15 protein-coding genes are annotated in these 18273 nt (G+C 71.1%); 4 read left to right on the top strand and 11 right to left on the bottom strand.

The features are described 5' to 3' along the window. The first annotated feature begins 237 nt into the window (after nucleotides 1–237). Nucleotides 238–930: a GNAT family N-acetyltransferase gene (locus OOK07_RS30335; protein ID WP_266799613.1), complete on the top strand. Its 693-nt coding sequence runs from the start codon at nucleotides 238–240 to the stop codon at nucleotides 928–930. On the opposite strand, the gene OOK07_RS30330 is transcribed toward OOK07_RS30335, so the two are convergent. The 7 genes from OOK07_RS30330 to OOK07_RS30300 form a co-directional block, all read right to left on the bottom strand. Beyond that, nucleotides 884–1483, bottom strand: a complete 600-nt coding sequence (locus OOK07_RS30330) for an ADP-ribosyltransferase (protein ID WP_266521806.1) — start codon at nucleotides 1481–1483, stop codon at nucleotides 884–886. The two genes, OOK07_RS30335 and OOK07_RS30330, sit on opposite strands and share 47 nt — an antisense overlap. Nucleotides 1484–1582: 99 nt before the next feature. Beyond that, nucleotides 1583–2767, bottom strand: a complete 1185-nt coding sequence (locus OOK07_RS30325; RefSeq protein ID WP_266684962.1) for a YVTN family beta-propeller repeat protein — start codon at nucleotides 2765–2767, stop codon at nucleotides 1583–1585. Further along, nucleotides 2767–3543, bottom strand: coding sequence for a polysaccharide deacetylase family protein (locus tag OOK07_RS30320; RefSeq protein WP_266684961.1), 777 nt, complete (start codon nucleotides 3541–3543; stop codon nucleotides 2767–2769). Before OOK07_RS30320 ends, OOK07_RS30325 begins: the two co-directional genes overlap by 1 nt. Nucleotides 3544–3622: 79 nt before the next feature. Beyond that, nucleotides 3623–4231 (bottom strand): ATP-binding protein, encoded by a 609-nt coding sequence (locus tag OOK07_RS30315; RefSeq protein ID WP_266802079.1) that lies wholly within the window; start codon nucleotides 4229–4231, stop codon nucleotides 3623–3625. A 176-nt stretch (nucleotides 4232–4407) separates the two neighbouring features. Next, nucleotides 4408–5175, bottom strand: coding sequence for an enoyl-CoA hydratase/isomerase family protein (locus OOK07_RS30310; RefSeq protein WP_266799612.1), 768 nt, complete (start codon nucleotides 5173–5175; stop codon nucleotides 4408–4410). A gap of 322 nt (nucleotides 5176–5497) precedes the next feature. Continuing rightward, complete coding sequence (locus tag OOK07_RS30305; protein WP_266799610.1) at nucleotides 5498–6760, bottom strand: L,D-transpeptidase; 1263 nt, start codon at nucleotides 6758–6760, stop codon at nucleotides 5498–5500. Nucleotides 6761–6924: 164 nt separating this feature from the next. Then, the gene (locus OOK07_RS30300) at nucleotides 6925–8172 is read right to left on the bottom strand and encodes a L,D-transpeptidase (protein ID WP_266799608.1); all 1248 of its coding nucleotides are present in this window, start codon (nucleotides 8170–8172) and stop codon (nucleotides 6925–6927) included. 251 nt (nucleotides 8173–8423) lie between these two features. Between OOK07_RS30300 and glgX the strand changes: the two genes are divergently transcribed. Then, a complete protein-coding gene (glgX, locus tag OOK07_RS30295) occupies nucleotides 8424–10670 on the top strand; it encodes a glycogen debranching protein GlgX (protein WP_266684957.1) in 2247 nt (748 codons plus the stop codon). A 30-nt stretch (nucleotides 10671–10700) separates the two neighbouring features. Here glgX and OOK07_RS30290 read toward each other — a convergent pair whose 3' ends face one another. Genes OOK07_RS30290 through OOK07_RS30275 form a run of 4 tightly spaced genes read right to left on the bottom strand, consistent with a single transcriptional unit; the run spans nucleotide 10701 to nucleotide 14304 of the window. Continuing rightward, a complete protein-coding gene (locus OOK07_RS30290; protein ID WP_323178136.1) occupies nucleotides 10701–11357 on the bottom strand; it encodes a response regulator in 657 nt (218 codons plus the stop codon). After that, nucleotides 11347–12612, bottom strand: coding sequence for a sensor histidine kinase (locus OOK07_RS30285; RefSeq protein ID WP_266684956.1), 1266 nt, complete (start codon nucleotides 12610–12612; stop codon nucleotides 11347–11349). The genes OOK07_RS30290 and OOK07_RS30285 overlap by 11 nt, the downstream gene beginning before the upstream one ends. A 25-nt stretch (nucleotides 12613–12637) precedes the next feature. Then, nucleotides 12638–13372, bottom strand: a complete 735-nt coding sequence (locus OOK07_RS30280; protein ID WP_266802077.1) for an ABC transporter permease — start codon at nucleotides 13370–13372, stop codon at nucleotides 12638–12640. 26 nt (nucleotides 13373–13398) lie between these two features. Beyond that, on the bottom strand, nucleotides 13399–14304 hold the full coding sequence (locus OOK07_RS30275; RefSeq protein WP_266684955.1) for an ABC transporter ATP-binding protein: 906 nt from the start codon (nucleotides 14302–14304) through the stop codon (nucleotides 13399–13401). A gap of 183 nt (nucleotides 14305–14487) precedes the next feature. Between OOK07_RS30275 and OOK07_RS30270 the strand changes: the two genes are divergently transcribed. Then, on the top strand, nucleotides 14488–16347 hold the full coding sequence (locus tag OOK07_RS30270) for an ABC transporter ATP-binding protein (protein ID WP_266799607.1): 1860 nt from the start codon (nucleotides 14488–14490) through the stop codon (nucleotides 16345–16347). After that, on the top strand, nucleotides 16344–18203 hold the full coding sequence (locus tag OOK07_RS30265; protein ID WP_266799605.1) for an ABC transporter ATP-binding protein: 1860 nt from the start codon (nucleotides 16344–16346) through the stop codon (nucleotides 18201–18203). Before OOK07_RS30270 ends, OOK07_RS30265 begins: the two co-directional genes overlap by 4 nt. The last annotated feature ends 70 nt before the right edge of the window (nucleotides 18204–18273 follow it).

Raw genomic sequence — 18273 nt, 5'->3', positions numbered from 1 at the left:
GGCCGTGCGAGCCACCCGTGCGGCGACCACCCGGGCGAACTCCTCCTGCACCGCACGGGTCACCCGCAGCGAGCGGATCTGCGCGTCCGGCGCCACCACAGGGGCCGCCGCGACCTGACGGCCCGTCAGCCCGGTGGCCCGGGGCCGGCTCGCCGGTGCTGAAGAGGCCGGTACCGTCGTCGATCACGTCTGGGAGTCTGGACCCTCCAGTGGGTGGAGACTCAAGGAGCGCGGCCGATGGAGACTCTGCGGGACATTCTCGACGCGGCCGCCCGCGGTGTCTTCCCGCCGGAGGACGGCCGTACGACAGTGGTCCCGCAGGCCTGCGACCGGGACGCGGGTGTCCTCGCGTTCACCGCGCACGCCGTCGTGTTCACGGACGAGGATCCGCGGTGGATCCACGAGACGCTGCGCGCCGTGGACTGCGACGAGCTCGCGGCGCCCCTGCATCCGCGGTTCCTGGCGGCGTTCATGGAGCGGACGGGACGCGGGGCCGAGACCGTCGACGCCATGCTGGTCGGCTCCCCGCTGCCGGGTGAACCGCCGCTCGCGCTGCGGGAGATCGAGGACGCCGGCCATTCCCGCGTCGTCTACGCGCGCGGTCGGCGCGACGAGGTGCGCGCGTGGACGGCCAAGGGCGGTGTGCTCGTGACGGGGCGCGGGATCGGCGGGCGGCTTGAGGTCTCGGTGGAGGTGGACGGGCCCGTACGGCACCGGGGGCTGGGCCGGCTGCTCGTGACCGCCGCCCGGCACCTCGTCACCGAGCCGCTGTGGGCGCAGGTCGCGCCGGGGAACGCCCGCAGCATGCGGACGTTCCAGGCGGCCGGCTATCGGCCGGTGGGCGCGGAGGCGCTGCTCCTCGCCCGCCGGGCCGTGTCGGGACTCAGTGCCAGGGCGCGTAGTACGGATTGCTCTCGCAGTCGTTCATGATCTCGGTCTTGGTCTTCTTGTCGACCGGGCAGACGCCGATGATGTACTGCCGCGCGATGCCGCCGGGGAAGGCGACCTCGACCTGGTCGGCCCACTTGTGGGTGTCTCCGATGGTCTTGTTGACGTCGACGCCGCCGGGAGCGTCGATGTAGTAGTTGTAGCCCGACTTGTACCAGGTCTTGTACAGGTCGTGGTCGTACGTCGTCGAGACGTACGGCGAGGGCTGGTTGACGAGGACGTACTGCTCGATGTCGTACTGGCCGCCGATGACGTCCTTGGGCTGGAAACCCTGCTCGAAGACGACTCCCGGGCCGCGGTTGTCGCTGCGGTAGAGCGTGCCGCAGGTCTTGCGCCAGACCGGTTCGGGGGTGATGCGGTCGACGTCGACGCGGTGGTCGGCCGCCGCCTCGACCGGGTCGGCGAACTGGGGACAGGCAGGCGCGGCGGCCTTCGCGGGGGTGACGGTGGGGACGGTCGCGGCCGTCGTGGCGAGGACGGCCGCGAGGGACAGGACGGCGGCAGCGGCCCGCCGCCGCAGGCGAGTTGTGATCATGTGCGGCACGATTCCGGTTCCGCGGCGGCGGACTGCGGATCATCACTCGTTCGTCGGCGTGTCCCGTCCTTTCTCAACTCACGGTGTTTCAAGGGTGATTCAGCGGAAGATGCCCGTGTGACCGAGCGAGTAGCGACCGGGCTGCGGGTACACCGCGAGGCCGTGGGGGCCGCTGCCGACCTTGATGCGGGCCAGCTGGGTGCCGGTGCGGGTGTCGATGGCGTAGACCTCGGAGTTGTAGCGTCCCGACAGCCACAGCACCTTGCCGTCGGCCGAGACGCCGCCCATGTCGGGACTGCCGCCGTCGGGCAGGTGCCACTTCGCGGTGAGCCTGTTCTTGGCGAAGTCGAAGAGCGAGACGGTGCCTTCGCCGCGGTTGGAGATGTACATGACGCGCGAGTCACGGCTGACGTAGAGGCCGTGAGCGCCCTTGCCGGTGGGCAGGAGGGTGGGCTTGGTGAACTTGTCGCCGTCCAGGATCCACACGCCGTCGGCCACCATGTCGGCGATGTAGTACTTCCTGCCGTCGGGCGAGATCTTGACGTCCTGCGGCATCGCCCCGTCGAACGGCAGCTTCTCCTGGCCGATCACCTTCATCTTCTCCGTGTCGACCTTCAGCAGTTCGCCGCTGAACTCGCAGGAGACGATGAAGTAGCGGCCGTCCGGCGAGAAGTCGGCGTGGTTGACGCCGTAGCAGCTGACCGGGACGGTCTTCTCGCGCTTCATGGTGTGCGCGTCGCGGAAGACGAGTTCGCGGTCGAGGGAGGCCATGACGATCGCGTACTTGCCGTTGGGCGTGAAGTAGAGGTTGTACGGGTCGTGCACGTCGACGGTCTTGCCGGCCTTGCCCGTCCTGGGGTCGATGGGGGTGAGGGTGTTCCCCTTGTCGTTGTTGACCCACAGCGTCTTCAGGTCCCAGGAGGGGACGACGTGCTGGGGCTGGGCGCCGACCGGGATCGTGTCGATGACCCGGTACGTCTTCGGGTCGATGACCGAGACGGTGTTGGAGTTGGTGTTGGGCACGTAGACCCGGGACGGGAAGTCCTTCACCACCGGGGAGAGTCGCCCCGGGCGGTCGGCCGCGTACACGTCGTTCGGGTCGAGGAGCGGCGGCATGCCGGGCAGGCGCTGCACGGCCGTCTTCCTCTTCACCGGTGCGAGGGCCGCCTTGCTGCTGAGGGCCTCGTCCTGGTGGTTGTGGGCACCGGTGCAGGCGGCGAGGGGAGCGAGCGCGGCGAGGGCGGCGGTCGCGATCAGGGCGCGGGTGAGCCGGGTGGGGGTCATCAGCTGAACAGCTCCGTGGTGGTCACGGCGGCCAGGCCGCGGTGGGCGAGTTCTTCCAGTACGACGGGGAGGGCGGCGACCGTGTCCGGGTAGCCGAAGTGCAGGCTCACCACGGACCCGGCCCGGACCTCACCGAGGACCGTGCGTACGACGGCGTCGGCACCGGGCCTGGTGTAGTCGAGGGAGTCGACGTCGTACGAGAGGACGTGCGGATAGCCGGCGCTGCGGGCCAGACGTACGACCAACGGGGACGCGAGGGGGGCGCGGGAGGGGCGGAACCAGGTGCCGATCGAGCCGGTGAGCCGTCGGAGCCGGTCGGCGCAGGCGGTGATCTCGGTACGGGCGTCGGCCTCGGACATGGTGTTGACGGCCAGGTGGCGCTGGGTGTGGTTGCCGAGGTCGTGGCCGCCGTCGAGGATGCGGCGGGCGACGTCCGGGTGCTCGTCGAGCCAGGTGCCGACGGCCAGGACGGTGAGGCGGGCGTCGCGCTTCTCCGCCGCGGTGAGCAGGGAGTGGGCGACAGCGGGGTCGCCCTGTCCGTGGAAGGTGAGGGCCACCCGGGGGTGGGTGCGGGGGCCGTGGGTGAGCTGGGCGGGCCGGCCGGGGTAGTCGCGCGGGGTGGGTGCGGCCGATGCGGTGGGGGGATCGGTGGGAGGGTGCGCCGAGGTGGTGGAGTGGGCGACGGCACCGTTGGTGGCGCACCCTGCGGCGAGGGCGCCTGCGGTGAGAAGGCCGGCGCCCGTGCGCAGCGCCGTCCGGCGGTCGGTCGAGGTCACCGCACCATTTAAGGGGTGATGGGGGAGAAAACCGCCGATTGCCCCGATCGGGGGACATGGTGCGGGTCGCGGTCAGCCGCTAGCGGTCGGCCACCCTCATCTCGAACCAGGTGGTCTTGCCGCGCGGCAGGAGATCGACTCCCCAGCGGTCGGAGAGCTTGTCGACGAGGAACAGGCCCCGCCCGCTGATGTCCGTCTCCTGGACCGGCATCATGCAGGGCAGCCCCCGGGAGGGATCGCGGACCTCGATACGGATCCAGCCCCGGCGGCGGCGCATGCGGAGACCGAAGACGCGGGCACCGGTGTGGCGGACCGCGTTGCCGACGAGTTCGGAGACGAGCAGGACTGCGTCCTCCGTCATCTTGGGCGTGAGGCCCCAATGACGCAGGACCACGACCTGGGTGAGACGGCGGGCGGTGGCGGCGGACTCCGGGCGGGACGGCAGCGGGACTTCCGCCTCGGTCGGATTTCCGAACAACTCAAGCGCCTTGAGCGCCTGTTCATCCTCGACCGCGGGCGACCAGCGCGCCGCGGTCGCACGGCCCTGTCCCCGCGGCTGTTCGATGCCCTCCAGCCCCGCCATGCCCCCATCATGGCCGCCACGAGCGCGCTCCGTGGCCGTTCCGGAGGAATACGCCCCCCGGAATACGTCGTTCCGAATAGGCCGATCGGCATATGCCAAAGGCAGTTCGACGGCGTCAACAGGGTGGCTGACCTGTGGTGAAGGCTCTGCTGGGGGCAATCGACGGTCTCCCTCGACAAGGCAGACTTAAGGATGAGTTAAGGCTCCCATAAACCGCCCCATCGAGGGAACGAGATCAGACATCGCGTCAATTGCAAGGGGTGCAGCAGTACTTCAGCACTTCAGAGGAACTTGGCCTTGCCCGGGCCCTCGTCCACGAAGCTCCGCATCCCGCGCTCGCGGTCCTCCGTGGCGAACAGGCCCGCGAACCAGTTCCGTTCGACCGCGAGGCCCGTCTCGATGTCCGTCTCCAGACCCGTGTCGATCGACTCCTTCGCGGCCCGGAGGGCGATCGCAGGTCCCTGCGCCAGCTTCGCCGCCCACCCGTGCGCTGCGGTGTAGACGTCCTCGGCCGGCACCACGCGGTCCACCAGCCCCAGGGTCAGCGCCTCGTCCGCCTTGACCATGCGGCCCGTGAAGATCAGGTCCTTCGCCTTGGACGGGCCGACCAGACGGGACAGCCGCTGCGTGCCGCCCGCGCCCGGGATCAGGCCCAGCAGGATCTCCGGCTGGCCCAGCTTGGCGTTCTCGGCCGCGATCCGGTAGTCGGCGCACAGCGCCAACTCGCAGCCGCCGCCGAGCGCGTAGCCGGTGATCGCCGCGACCACCGGCTTGGGGATGCGGGCCACCGCCGTGAACGAGTCCTGCAGGGCGCGGGCCCGCAGGATCATCGCCGCGTGGTCCATGTTCTGCATCTCCTTGATGTCCGCTCCCGCCGCGAACACCTTTTCCCCGCCGTACACGATCACGGCCCGTACGTCGTCACGACGGGTCGCCTCCTCGGCGAGTTCCTTCAGCCGGTCCTGCGTGGCGACGTCCAGCGCGTTCATCGGCGGACGGTCGAGACGGATGGTGCCGACGCCTTCGGCGACTTCGAGATTCACGGTCATGCAGGCAGGTTAACGGGGACTAACGGGTGTGGGCCGGGTGCGGTCGCTCACACCCGGCCGGGGGTCTGGGGGGTGCCCCCCAGGCAGACACAGCACGGGGACCAACGGGTGTGGGCCGGGTGCGGTCGCTCACACCCGGCCGGGGGTCTGGGGGGTGCCCCCCAGGCTGGCACAGCACGGGGACTAACGGGTGTGGGCCGGGTGCGGTCGCTCACACTCGGCCGGGGGTCTGGGGGGTGCCCCCAGGCTGGCACAGCACGGGGACCAACGGGACGGGCCCGGTGCTGTCGGTCACAGCACCGGGCCCGCTCGACTCAGACCTCTACGACTTCCACTTCTCCCACGGCATGTTCCAGCCGTTGAGGCCGTTGTCGGGGTCGACGGTGCGGTCGTTGGAGTGCTTCACGACGACGACGTCGCCGATGATCGAGTGGTCGAAGAACCAGCCGCCCGGCAGCCCCCGGTCGTAGCCGCCGCGGGTGTCCTGCAGGCCTATGCAGCCGTGGCTGGCGTTGTAGTTGCCGAAGGCGCCGCCGCCCCAGTAGTTGCCGTGGATGAAGGTGCCGGAGTCGGTCAGGCGCATGGCGTCCGGGACGTCCTTGATGTCGTACTCGCCGCCGTAGCCGACCGTTTCGCCGTTCATACGGGTTACCCGGAGCCGCTCGCTGATGACCATCTGGCCGTTCCAGGTGTCGTAGCCGGGCTTGCCGGTGGTGACGGGCAGGGTCTTGACGACCTTGCCGTCGTGCATGACCTTCATGGTGTGCTTCTTGGCGTCGACCACGGAGACCTGGTTGCGGCCGATGGTGAACTCCATCGTCTTGGTCTGCTTGCCGTAGACGCCCTGCCGGCCCTCGACGCCGTCGAGGTTCAGCTTGACCGTGACCTTGGTGCCGGACTTCCAGTACTTCTCCGGACGGAAGTCGAGGCGGTCGTTGCCGAACCAGTGGCCCTCGACGTCGACGGCCGGCTCGGTCTTGATGCTGATGGCCTTCTCGACGTCCTCCGGGTGCGTGATACCCCGGGTGAAGCGGACGGAGAACGGCATTCCGACGCCGACCGTGGTGCCGTCCTCGGGCGTGAAGTTGCCGACGAAGGTGTTCTGCGGGGTGAGGGTGGTGAAACGGGAGTCCTCCGCCGCCTCACGCCCCTCGGTGTCCTTCGCGACCGCGTGCACCGTGTACGTGGTGGACGCCGCGAGATGTGTGGCCGGCGCCCAGCCGGTGCCGCCGCCGGTGATCCTCCCGGCGACCTCCGCACCTTTGGAGTCCTTCACCACGACCGCCGTCAGCCTGCCCTTGGCGGCGCTGACCTTGAGGGCGCCGGTGGTGTCGACGGACTTCGCGCCGTTCTTCGGGGCGATCGTGACGACGGCCTCCGACTGCTTGCTCTGCGCCGCGCCCGAACCCTTGCCCTTGCCGTCCCCGGAACCGGATGACCCGGAACCCGAACCGCCCCCGCCGCACGCGGTGACGGCGAGCACCAGCACCCCGAGTATCAGTGCCAGCAGTCCCCGGCCCCCACGACGTTCCGCCCGGGTCGTTCGTGCGTCAACCGACGCCCCCGATATCGGCCGCACGTTCAAGTTGTTCTCCCCTCGCCGGGCCTGGCCAGGCCCGCCCCGGCGCGCGTCCCACGCGCGCATTGGCGCATATTAACCAGAAGGTTTCGGGGATCGTGTCAGGTGAATGTCACTGTTCAGTCGCAACATCGATCACGTGCCTGACTCAATCCCCGCCTCCCCTCCGGTTACTTGACCGCGCCGCCCGCCTTCCACTCCTTCCAACCCATGTTCCACCCTCCGAGGCCATTGTCGGGAGCGACCTTTTTGTCATTGCTGTGCACGACCTGGACGACGTCCCCGACGAGGCTGCGGTCGAAGAACCAGCCGGCCGGGGTGTCGGAGCTGCCGCCCTTGACGTCCGTCAGTCCCACGCATCCGTGGCTGACGTTGACATGCCCGGGGGCGTCCGGCGCCCAGTAGTTGCCGTGCAGGAAGGTGCCGGAATCGGTCAGGCGGAGCGCGTGCGGGACGTCCGGGATGTCGTACTCGCCCTTGCCGCTCTGCTTCTTGAAGCCGACCGTGGCGCCGTTCATCCGGGTCAGTTCGAGCATCTCCATCACCACCATCTTCCCGTTGTAGGTGGTGTGCTTGGGTGCGCCGGCCGTGATCGGCACGGTGGCGAGGAGCGCGCCGTCGCGCCGTACCTGCATGGTGTGCGCGGCCGCGTCGACCAGGGAGACCTGGCTGCGGCCGACGGTGAAGGAGAACGTCTTGTACTGCAGCCCGTAGACGCCGTGCGCCCCCTCGACGTCGCGGAGCCTGAGGGAGACGGTGACCTGGGTGCCGGGCTTCCAGTACTGCTCGGGACGGAAGTCGAGGCGGTCCTTGCCGAACCAGTGCGGGCGGACCTCGACCGCCGGTTTCGCCGTGACGCGGATGGCGCGCTCGACGGCGGCACGGTGCTCGATCTCCCGGTTGAACTCCAGGGAGACGATCATCCCGGTGCCGACCGTGGAGCGGTTCTCGGGGGTGACGTATCCGATGAAGCGCTCGTCGGGGACGTAGGTGGTGAACGTCGTGTGCCGGGCGGACCTCCGTCCGTGGCCGTCCAGAGCGACCACGTCGACCGTGTACTTGGCCGAGAGGGCCAGCCTGGGCTCGTCGGGTTCCCAGCGCAGGCCGTCCTCGGAGATGCGGCCGCGCACCTCGGACTCCTGTGCGTCCTGGGACTTCACCACCTTCACCTTCTCCAGGCGCCCGCTGGGCACCCGTACCCGCAGCGTCCTGTCGGGTCTGACGCCCTTGCTCTGGTCGTCCGGGGAGATCCGGATGACGTCCTCGGGTGCCGGGGCCTTGCCGAGTGCCTCGCCGATGTCGCTCCTGTCCGTGGCGTTGGAAGTGCAGCCGGCGGCTCCGCCCAGGAGCCCTGCCCATGTCAGTACGGCGGCCAGCGCGGCCCCCGCGCGCCGTGCGCGCCCTTGTGCATGCCTCACGGCCTGCCCAACGACGCGGTACGCCCCGCGGTACGCCCTGGGGAAACGTGAGTGCGGAGCGCTATGACGGAGGAGCCCTGCGCAACCGGGCGGCGCCGGACGGGAGGAGGCTTCGGCCGACCTGCCCGGCGTCCGGGATCGTTCGGCCACGTGCTGGGCAGAACAGTGGGGAGGACGACGCGACGAGGAGCCTCGGCCGGGACGCCATGCGCTCCTTCAAGGTCGTTGCATGAGCCGTGGGAGGCTGACAGGTGTCCAGCGCAGCCGAGCAGGAGGCGGTCGCCGAGGAGCGCGCCGACGAGGGCGAACGCCCGGCCGCCGTGGTCAACGGCGCGCCCCGCAAGGTGCCGGGCGTGCCCGTGCGGCCGGGTGCGCCGACGCCGCTCGGAGCCAGGTTCCGGGTCGGCCCGGACGGCGTGGCGGGCACCAACTTCGCGTTGTGGGCGGGCGGGGCGGAGTCGGTGGAGCTGTGCCTGTTCGACCAGGACGGCAAGGAGACGCGGGGGCGGCTCACCGAGCTGACGCACGAGATCTGGCACGGCTTCGTGCCGGGTGTGATGCCGGGGCAGCGCTACGGCTACCGGGTGCACGGCCGCTGGGATCCGTGGACCGGCGGCCGCTGGAACCCGGCGAAGCTGCTCCTCGACCCGTACGCGCGCGCGGTGGACGGCGACTTCAGCCTGCCGCCCGAGGTGTACGGGCATGTGCGGGACTGGCCGCAGCAGCAGGTCGCGGACACCGTGCGCGACGACCGGGACTCGGCGCCGTACGTCCCCAAGGGCGTCGTGGTCCACGATGACGACGACTGGGCGGACGACCGCCGGCCGAAGACACCGTGGGCGGACTCGGTCATCTACGAGCTGCATGTGCGCGGCTTCACCCGGCTGCACCCGGGGATCCCGGAGGAGCTCCGGGGCACCTACGCGGGACTGGCGCACCCGGCGGCGATCGAGCACCTCGTCAAGCTGGGCGTCACGGCCGTGGAGCTGCTGCCGGTCCACCAGTTCGCGCACGAGGACCACCTGCTGCGCCGGGGCCTGAAGAACTACTGGGGCTACAACTCCATCGGCTACTTCGCCCCGCACGCCCCGTACGCCGCGTCCGGTACGACGGGCCAGCAGGTCGGCGAGTTCAAGCGCATGGTGCGCGCGCTGCACGCGGCCGGCATCGAGGTCATCCTCGACGTGGTCTACAACCACACGGCGGAGGCGGGCGAGCTGGGCCCGACGCTGTCGTTGAAGGGCATCGACAACCGGGGCTACTACCGGCTGCAGTCGGACGCGCGTCGATACGCCGACTACACGGGCTGCGGCAACACCCTGCACGTGGTCCAGCCGCACGTGCTGCGCCTCATCACCGACTCGCTGCGCTACTGGGTGACGGAGATGGGCGTGGACGGCTTCCGCTTCGACCTGGCCGCCGCCCTCGCCCGCTCCATGCACGACGTGGACATGCTGTCGCCGTTTCTCGCGGTCATCGCGCAGGACCCGGTGCTGCGCCGGGTGAAGCTGATCGCCGAGCCCTGGGACGTGGGCTCCGGCGGCTATCAGGTGGGGTCCTTCCCACCCCTGTGGACGGAGTGGAACGACCGCTACCGCAATGCCGTACGGGACTTCTGGCGGGGAGCGCTGCCGGACGTACGGGATCTCGGGTACCGGCTGTCGGGGTCGAGCGACCTGTACGCGTGGGGAGGCCGCAGGCCCTACGCGTCCGTCAACTTCATCACCGCGCACGACGGTTTCACCCTGCGCGACCTGGTGTCGTACGAACGCAAGCACAACGAGGCCAACGGCGAGGGCAACCGCGACGGCACGAACGACAACCGGTCGTGGAACTGCGGCGCCGAGGGCGAGACGGCCGACGAGCGCGTACGGGGTCTGCGGCGGCGGCAGCTCAGGAACCTGGTGACCACGCTCCTGCTGTCGACGGGCGTACCGATGCTGGTCGCGGGCGACGAACTGGGGCGCACCCAGCGCGGCAGCAACAACGCGTACTGCCAGGACAACGAGATCAGCTGGCTGGACTGGGGGCTGCTTCAGGAGCCCGGCTGGAAGGCCCTGTTCGACCTCACGGCCCGGCTCATCGAGCTGCGGCACCGCCACCCCGTGCTGCGTCGCCGGGCCTTCTTCTCGGGGCGTGCGCACTCCGCCGACGGTCTGCGCGACCTGGCCTGGTTCACCGCGCGCGGCGCGGAGATGACGGAACGGGACTGGTACGCGCCCGCCGCCACGCTCGGCATGTATCTGTCCGGGCGGGACATACCGGGCCGCGACGAGCACGGCGACCCGATCCTCGACGACAGCTTTCTCGCCGTCCTGCACGCCGGGGACCGTCCGGCCGGCTTCGTGCTGCCGGGGCCGCCCTGGGCGGAGCGCTACGAGGTGGTCGTCGACACGTCGAGGGAGACGCAGGCGGAGGAGCCGGGGGTGGAGCACCGGGCGGGGGCGGTGATCACGGTTCCGGCCCGTGCGGTGCTGCTGCTGCGCGTCGCGGAGTGAGGCGGACCCACCGTCGCCGCCCCTGCCCGGCTAGCCGAGGATCCCTCGCTCGTACGCCGTCGCGACCGCCGCCGCGCGGTCTTTGACGCCCAACTTGCCGTACAGATGGGTGAGATGGGTCTTCACCGTCGCCTCGCTGATGAACAGCTCGCGGGCGATCTCACGGTTGGAGGTGCCCTTGGCGACCAGGGCCAGCACCTCGCGTTCGCGTGCGGAGAGGGGTTCGTTGGCGGGCGTCCGGGGGGTGCGGACCGCGGAGACCAGGCGGGAGGCGACGGCCGGGGAGAGGACGGTGCGGCCCTCGGCGGCGGCGCGGACGGCCATGAACAGCTCGTCGCGTGGCGCGTCCTTGAGGAGGTAGCCCGTCGCGCCCGCCTCGATCGCGGGCAGCGTGTCCGTGTCGGTGTCGTACGTGGTGAGGACGAGGACCTTGGCGCGGGCGCCGCGGCGGGTCAGCTCGGCGATCGCGTCGACTCCGCCGCCGCCCGGCATGCGCAGGTCCATGAGGATCACGTCGGGGTCGAGGGCGGCGGCCCGTTCGAGCGCCTCGATGCCGCCCGAGGCCTCGCCGAGGACCGTGAATCCGGGGGCCGACTCGAACATGCCGCGCAGGCCGTCGCGTACGACGGGATGGTCGTCGACGATCAGCAGGGAGATCAGGGCGTCTCCGGTCACATCAGCTGTCATGGCGGACCAACGGTACGCGAGCCGACAGGGCCGTGCCGTGCCCGGGCTCGGACTCCACGGTCAGTGAGCCCGCGATGCGTTCGGCGCGGGCCCGCATGCCGTCGAGGCCGAAGCCGCCCGCGTGGGTGCGGGCGGGCAGCGCGAGGGGGTCGAAGCCGGTGCCGTCGTCGCGGATGTCGAGGATCACCTCGTCGCCCAGGAAGGAGAGGGTGACGCCCAGGCGGGCGGCCCGGGCGTGCCGGGCCGCGTTCGACAGGGCCTCCTGGACGATGCGCAGGAGGGTGGCGGCGACCTCCTCGTGGAGCTGTTCCGTGGTGCCGGTGACCGTGAACTCGGCGCGTACACCGGTCCGTTCGCCCCATTCGGCGACCGTCTTCTTCAGCGCTTCGGGCAGTCCGTCGTTCTCCAGCGCCACCGGGGCCAGGTTGTGCACGGAGCGGCGGGCCTCGCCGAGGCTGTGGCGGGCCAGGTCGGAGGCGCGCCCCAGGTGGGTGCGGGCGATGTCGAGGTCGGGGGCGTTCGCGACGACCTGGAGCTGGGCGATGATGCCGGTCAGGCCCTGGGCGATGGTGTCGTGGATCTCGGCGGCCAGGCGCCGGCGCTCGTCGGCGACACCGGCTTCCCGCGCCTGGACGAGGAGTTGGGCGTGCAGGGCGGCGTTCTCGTCCAGGGCCTGCTGCAGCGCCGCGTTGGTGCGTTCGAGTTCGGTGATGGTCTCGGTGCGCTCGCGGGCCCGCATCGCCTCCTGCTGGGTGAGGTGCGCGACGACCAGCTGCAGGCCGGAGTTGGCGGCCAGGAGCCCGGCGAAGACGAGCCACTGGACCGGGCTGCCGAACGGCAGCCCGCCGGCCTGGGAGGCGGCCACGGTGACCGCGCTCGCGAACATTCCGAGCCGCTGCCATCCGGTGCCCCGGATCGTCTCGTCGGCGTCCATGTAGCCGGCGGCGGCGTAGAACGCGAAGAACGGGCTGAGCCAGGTGAGGGCGAATGCGAGGGCCCAGCGGACGGCGTAGTACGCCGTCCCGGCCCGGGAGGGCGTACGGCTGCGGACGGGCCGGGGACGGGTGCCGTGCCACCACAGCTGGAGCGCGAGCGCGGCGCCGACCAGGCCCAGGGCGGCGTACCACTTGCCCGGGCCGGCGTGCGGGTCGGCGGCGGCGATGGCGAGGACGACGCTGACGCCGAGCAGCCCGTAGGGCCCCCAGGTGTGGAACTGCTCCCAGCGCCGCTCGATCTGTGTGTCCAGCGCGGTCATGTCCCCAGTCTGCACGGCCCCTCGCCTACTCCCAGCGGAACCAGCGGGACGCGGCACCCGTCAGCAACAGGATCCACACCGCCAGCACGCCCAGGTGGGTCCAGCCCGGCCAGTGCCCCGCCGCCGCCTGGTTGAGCGCCTGCGCCGCCGCCCCGAAGGGGGTGTAGCCGACGATCCGGGCGAGGGTGTCGGGCATGGCCTGCACCGGCAGCCACACGCCCGCGCAGAACATCGCCGGGAAGAACACCGCGGAACCGATCGCACCGGCGATCTTCGTCGTACGGGACAGCGCCGACACCACCGATCCGAGAGCGAGCGCGACCAGAACGGCCAGGAGCAGGGCGAGGACGTATCCGAAGGGCTGCTTCGGCAGTCGTACGCCGAAGCCGAGCCGTCCGACCGCGAGGGAGAGCAGGGCCGATGCGAGGGCGGCCCCGCCGTACACCAGCATCTGCGCGGACAGCAGGGCGCTCGGGCGGACCGGTGTGGTGGCCATGCGGCGCAGGATGCCGCGCTCGCGGTAGCCGGTGAGGGTCTGCGGCATCGACTGCAGGCCGCCGACGATCATGCCGAGCAGCACGGCCACCGGGACGTAGACGTCGATGGTGCGCAGGCCGCCGAGGTCGGCGTTGTGCGTCCGGAAGGACGGGATGGAACCGAGGATCACCAGTAGCAGGGTCGGGAACAGCAGGATCCAGAAGAGGGCGCCCGGTTCCCGGCGGAAGAGGCGGACCTCGGTCTTCAGGACGGCGGTGCTCATACCGGTCTTCACTGCGGCGGCGGTGCTCATACCGCTGCCTCCTTCGTCAGGTCGAGGAAGGCGTCGTCGAGCGTGGCGTCCACGACGCGGAGCTGATGGGCCGTGATGCGGTGGCGGGCGAGGAGGGTGATGACGGCGTTGACGGTCTCGTCCGTGCCGGCGAGCGTGATACGGCCGTCCTTGTGCCCGATGGACGCGAGCGCCGGGAGCGCGTTCAGGTCACGGTCGTCCAGTGGCGCGGACGGGGTGAAGCTGATGACGGTGGCGCCCGCGGAGCGCTGGATGAGACCCGCCGGGGTGTCCAGGGCGGCCACCCGGCCCTTGTCGATCACCGCGATCCGGTCGCACAACCGCTGGGCCTCCTCCATGAAGTGGGTGACCAGCAGGACCGTCACACCGCCTGCCCGCACGTCCTCGATGAGCTGCCAGGTGTCCCGGCGGGCCCGCGGGTCCAGGCCGGTGGTCAGCTCGTCCAGTACGACGATCCGCGGGTTGCCGATCAGTGCGAGCGCGATGAACAGGCGCTGTTTCTGGCCGCCGGACAGCTTGCCGAACCGGGTGGTCAGCTTGGAGGTCAGTCCGAGGCGCTCGGCGAGCGGCGCCCAGTCGAGCGGCGCCGGGTAGAAGGAGGCGTACAGCTCCAGTGCCTCGCGGACGGTCAGCTTGGGCTGCAGCTCGCTCTGCTGGAGCTGCGCGCCCAGGACGCCGGCCACGCGTGCGTGGTCGGCGACGGGGTCGAGGCCGGTGACGCGGACACGGCCCGCGTCGGGGACGCGCAGTCCCTCGACACACTCGACGGTGGTGGTCTTGCCGGCGCCGTTCGGGCCGAGGATCCCGAAGATCTCGCCCTCCTCGACGGCGAAGGAGACACCGTCGACGACGGGTCGGCCGCCGTAGGACTTGCGCAGGTCGGTGACTTCGATGACAGGCATGGCATCAGCGTCGCGGGAAGCGGGTGCCCGCCACATCGGCCGTCGCGCTCGAAGGCGCATCAACCGATCGGTTGATGCGCGCGTACGACCCCTCGAACGCGCAGGTCGTAGGTCCGATGGCCGACCCGGATCCGGCCAAAACCCGGTGGGCGTTGTCAGTGCCGATCCGTAGGCTCACTGCTGATGGCGACGACACGTGCAACCACCGAGGAACCGGGGAAGACCACCGACCGATCCGCCGTGCGGACGCTGCTGCGCCTGTGGCCGTACGTGCGGCCCGTGCGGGCGCGGCTCTTCAGCGCCGCGTCCGTCGCCGTCGTCGCCTCCTGCACGGGGCTCGTGATCCCGCTCGTACTGAAGTGGATGGTCGACGGGCCGGTCGCCGACCGAGATCCGGCGGGCGTCTGGCTCGGGGCGCTGTACCTGCTGCTGCTCGGGCTCACGGAGGCGGTGCTGTTCGGGCTGCGCCGGTGGCTGGTGGCGCGGCCGCTGTCGAGCGTCGAGGCGGGGATGCGGGCAGATCTGTACGGGCATCTGCAGCGGCTGCCGGTCTCCTTCCACGACCGGTGGTCCTCGGGGCAGCTGCTGTCGCGCGGCACCACGGACCTGATGCTGCTGCGCCAGTTCCTCGCCTTTCCCCTGACGTTCCTTCTGGTCAACGGCGTGACGATCCTCGTCGGCGTGGTGATCATGCTGCTGCAGGACTGGACGCTCGGGCTGGTCATCCTGGGGCCGGCCGTCCCCGTGATGGTCACATGCCTGGTCTTCGAGCAGCGGTACGCCGAGGTGGCGCGGCTCTCCCAGGACCAGGTCGGCGATCTGACGACGGTCGTCGAGGAGAGCGTGCTCGGCATCCGGATCATCAAGGGGTTCGGGCGGCACCGCAGCCAGGCGCGCGCGTTCCGGGAGCTGTCGCGGACCCTGCGGGGGACGGAACTGCGCAAGGCGGGGCTGCTCGCCACGATCTGGGGTGTCATCGTCACGCTGCCGGAGGTCGCGATCGGGGCGGCGCTGGTGCTCGGCACGGTGCAGGTGGCCGACGGGAACCTGTCCGCGGGGACGCTGGTGGCGTTCCTGTCGACGGCCCTCGCCCTGCGGTGGCCGGTGGACTCCATCGGCTTCCTGCTCGCGATGAGCCAGGAGGCGGCGACGGCCACGGAGCGGTACTTCGAGGTGATGGACGAACCGCCGGAGACGGAAACGGTCGCCGGGCCGGGTCATCGCGCGGCCGGGCAAGGGGGCGAGACCGGGCCGGGGGACGCGGACGGCTCCCACCGGCCGGCAGCCGGCAGGGACGGCCTGCGCTTCCTCGACGTGCGGTTCCGCTATCCCGACGCCCCCGAGGACTCCCCGCCCGTCCTCGACCGCATCGACCTCCATGTCCGCCCCGGCGAGTCCTTGGCCCTGGTGGGCGCCACCGGCAGCGGCAAGACGACCCTGACCGCCCTCGTCCCGCGTCTGCACGAGGTGACGTCCGGGCGGATCACGCTGGACGGCGAGGACATCGCCGCCCTCTCCCGCGAGGAGCTGCGCTCCATGGTCGCGGTCGCCTTCGAGGAGCCGACCCTCTTCTCGGCGAGCGTCGGGGACAACGTCCTCATGGGGGCCGAAGCCGGCGCGGGGACAGCCGAGTTGGACCGGGCGCTGTCCGTCGCCCAGGCCGGCTTCGCGCACGCGCTGCCCCAGGGGACCAACACCCGGGTCGGCGAGCAGGGGCTCAGCCTCTCCGGCGGCCAGCGGCAGCGGCTGGCGCTGGCGCGAGCGGTCGTGGGCAGACCGCGGTTCCTCGTCCTCGACGACCCCCTGTCCGCCCTCGACGTGCACACCGAGGCCGCCGTGGAGGCCGCCCTGCGGGACGTGCTCGCCGACACCACCGCCCTCATCGTGGCGCACCGCCCGTCCACGGTCCTGCTCGCCGACCGGGTCGCCCTGCTCTCCGGCGGCCGGATCACCGCCGTCGGCACGCATCACGAACTGCTGCGCACGAACGCCGAATACGCCCATCTCATGTCCGGGACCGGAGAAGCGGAGGACCACCGATGACGGCCACCAGCACGTCTGTCCCCACGGCGGACGACGAGCCGGACCTCCCCCGCCCCAAGGACGCCACCGACCCCTTCGACCGGGATGTGCTGCCCACTCCCCCGGGCGCCACCGCCGCCCTGCTGCGAACCCTGCTCGCCCCGATGAAGGCCCGCGTCGCCTTCACCACCCTCCTGCTGCTGCTCCAGCAGGCGGCCGTCCAGGCGGGCCCGCTGCTGGTGGCCTACGCGATCGACACCGCCGTCCCGGCCTTCCGGGACCGGCGTCACGGCCCGCTGATCGCGGTGGCCGGGGTCTATCTGCTGTGCGCGCTGGTCTCCGGCGGGCTCCAGTACGCGTTCGTCATCGCCGCCGCCCGCGTCAACCAGGACGTGCTGCTCGACCTGCGCGGCCGTATCTTCCGCCACGCGCAGGCACTCAGCCTCGACTTCCACGAGCGCTACACCTCGGGCCGGCTCATCTCCCGGTCGACGACCGATGTCGAGTCCCTGCGCGAACTGCTCAGCGAGGGCCTGCAGGAACTCGTCATGGTCATCCTCTCCTTCGTCTACATCTCGGCGATGCTGCTCTGGCTGGATCTCGCCCTCGGGGCGGTCGCGGTGGCGTCCTTCGTGCCGCTGTACCTCCTCGTACGGATCTACCAGCGGCGCGCGGTCCGGGTGTACCGCCTGCGCTCCACCGCCATCGCCGCCGTGATCGTCAAGTTCGTCGAGACGATGAACGGCATCCGCCCGGTGCGCGCCTTCCGCCGCGAGGCCGCCAACGACGCCGCCTTCCGGACGCTGAACCGGCGGCACGAGCGGGTCAACGGCGACGCGTTGCTGGAGATGGCCCGCTATGTCGTCGGCTCCCGGCTGGTCGCCAACACGGCCGTCGCGGGCATCGTGCTGTGGGGCGCCTACCGGGTGGCGGGCGGCTCGCTGGAGCTGGGCGTCCTGGCCGCCGCCGTGCTCTACCTCCGCCGCCTGTACGACCCCATCGACCGGCTCGGCATGTTCCTGAACTCGTACCAGTCGGCGGCGGCCTCCCTGGAGAAGATCGCCGGACTGCTGGCGCAGACACCGACCGTCCCGGAGCCGTCGAGTCCCGTGGAACTGCCCGCACTCAAGAGCGAGCACCCCGGTCGCGAGGTCGTCTTCGACGAGGTCGCCTTCGGCTACCGCACCGGCGGCGAGGTCCTGCCCCGCTTCGGCCTCACCGTCCCGGCCGGGCAGACGGTCGCGGTCGTCGGCTCGACCGGCGCCGGCAAGTCGACCCTGGCCAAGCTGCTCGCCCGCTTCTACGACCCCTCCGAGGGCCGGGTCCTGCTGGACGGCGTGGACCTGCGCGAGCTGTCCGTGCCCGAACTGCGGCGCGGGGTGGTGATGGTGACGCAGGAGGCGTTCCTGTTCTCCGGGACGGTCGCCGAGAACATCGCCATCGGCCGCCCGGACGCGACCCGCGAGCAGATCGAGCGCGCCGCGAAGTCGATCGGCGCGCACGACTTCATCGAGGCGCTGCCCGACGGGTACGACACGGACGTACGCAAGCGGGGCGGCCGTATCTCGGCCGGCCAGCGCCAGCTCGTGGCCTTCGCGCGGGCGTTGCTCGCAGACCCCGCGGTACTCATCCTCGACGAGGCGACCAGCTCGCTCGACATCCCGGGTGAACGGGCCGTGCAGCGGGCGATGTCGACGGTGCTGCACGGGCGCACGGCGGTCGTCATCGCGCACCGGCTGTCGACCGTCGAGATCGCGGACCGGGTACTGGTCATGGAGCACGGGAAGATCGTGGAGGACGGCAGTCCGGCCGAACTCGTGGCGGGCACCGGGCGGTTCGCGGATCTGCACCGGGCATGGCGGGACAGCCTGGCGTAGACGCCGGTCTGAGGTGGACATCGGTCCGACGTGGACACCGGTGGGTGTGGACGTCGGCCGGGCGCAGGGA

The sequence above is a fragment of the Streptomyces sp. NBC_00078 genome (genome assembly GCF_026343335.1).
In the GTDB taxonomy this organism is placed as follows: Bacteria; Actinomycetota; Actinomycetes; order Streptomycetales; family Streptomycetaceae; genus Streptomyces.
The sequence above is the reverse complement of the archived record's forward strand: the minus strand, read 5'-3'. Positions and strand labels throughout refer to the sequence as shown.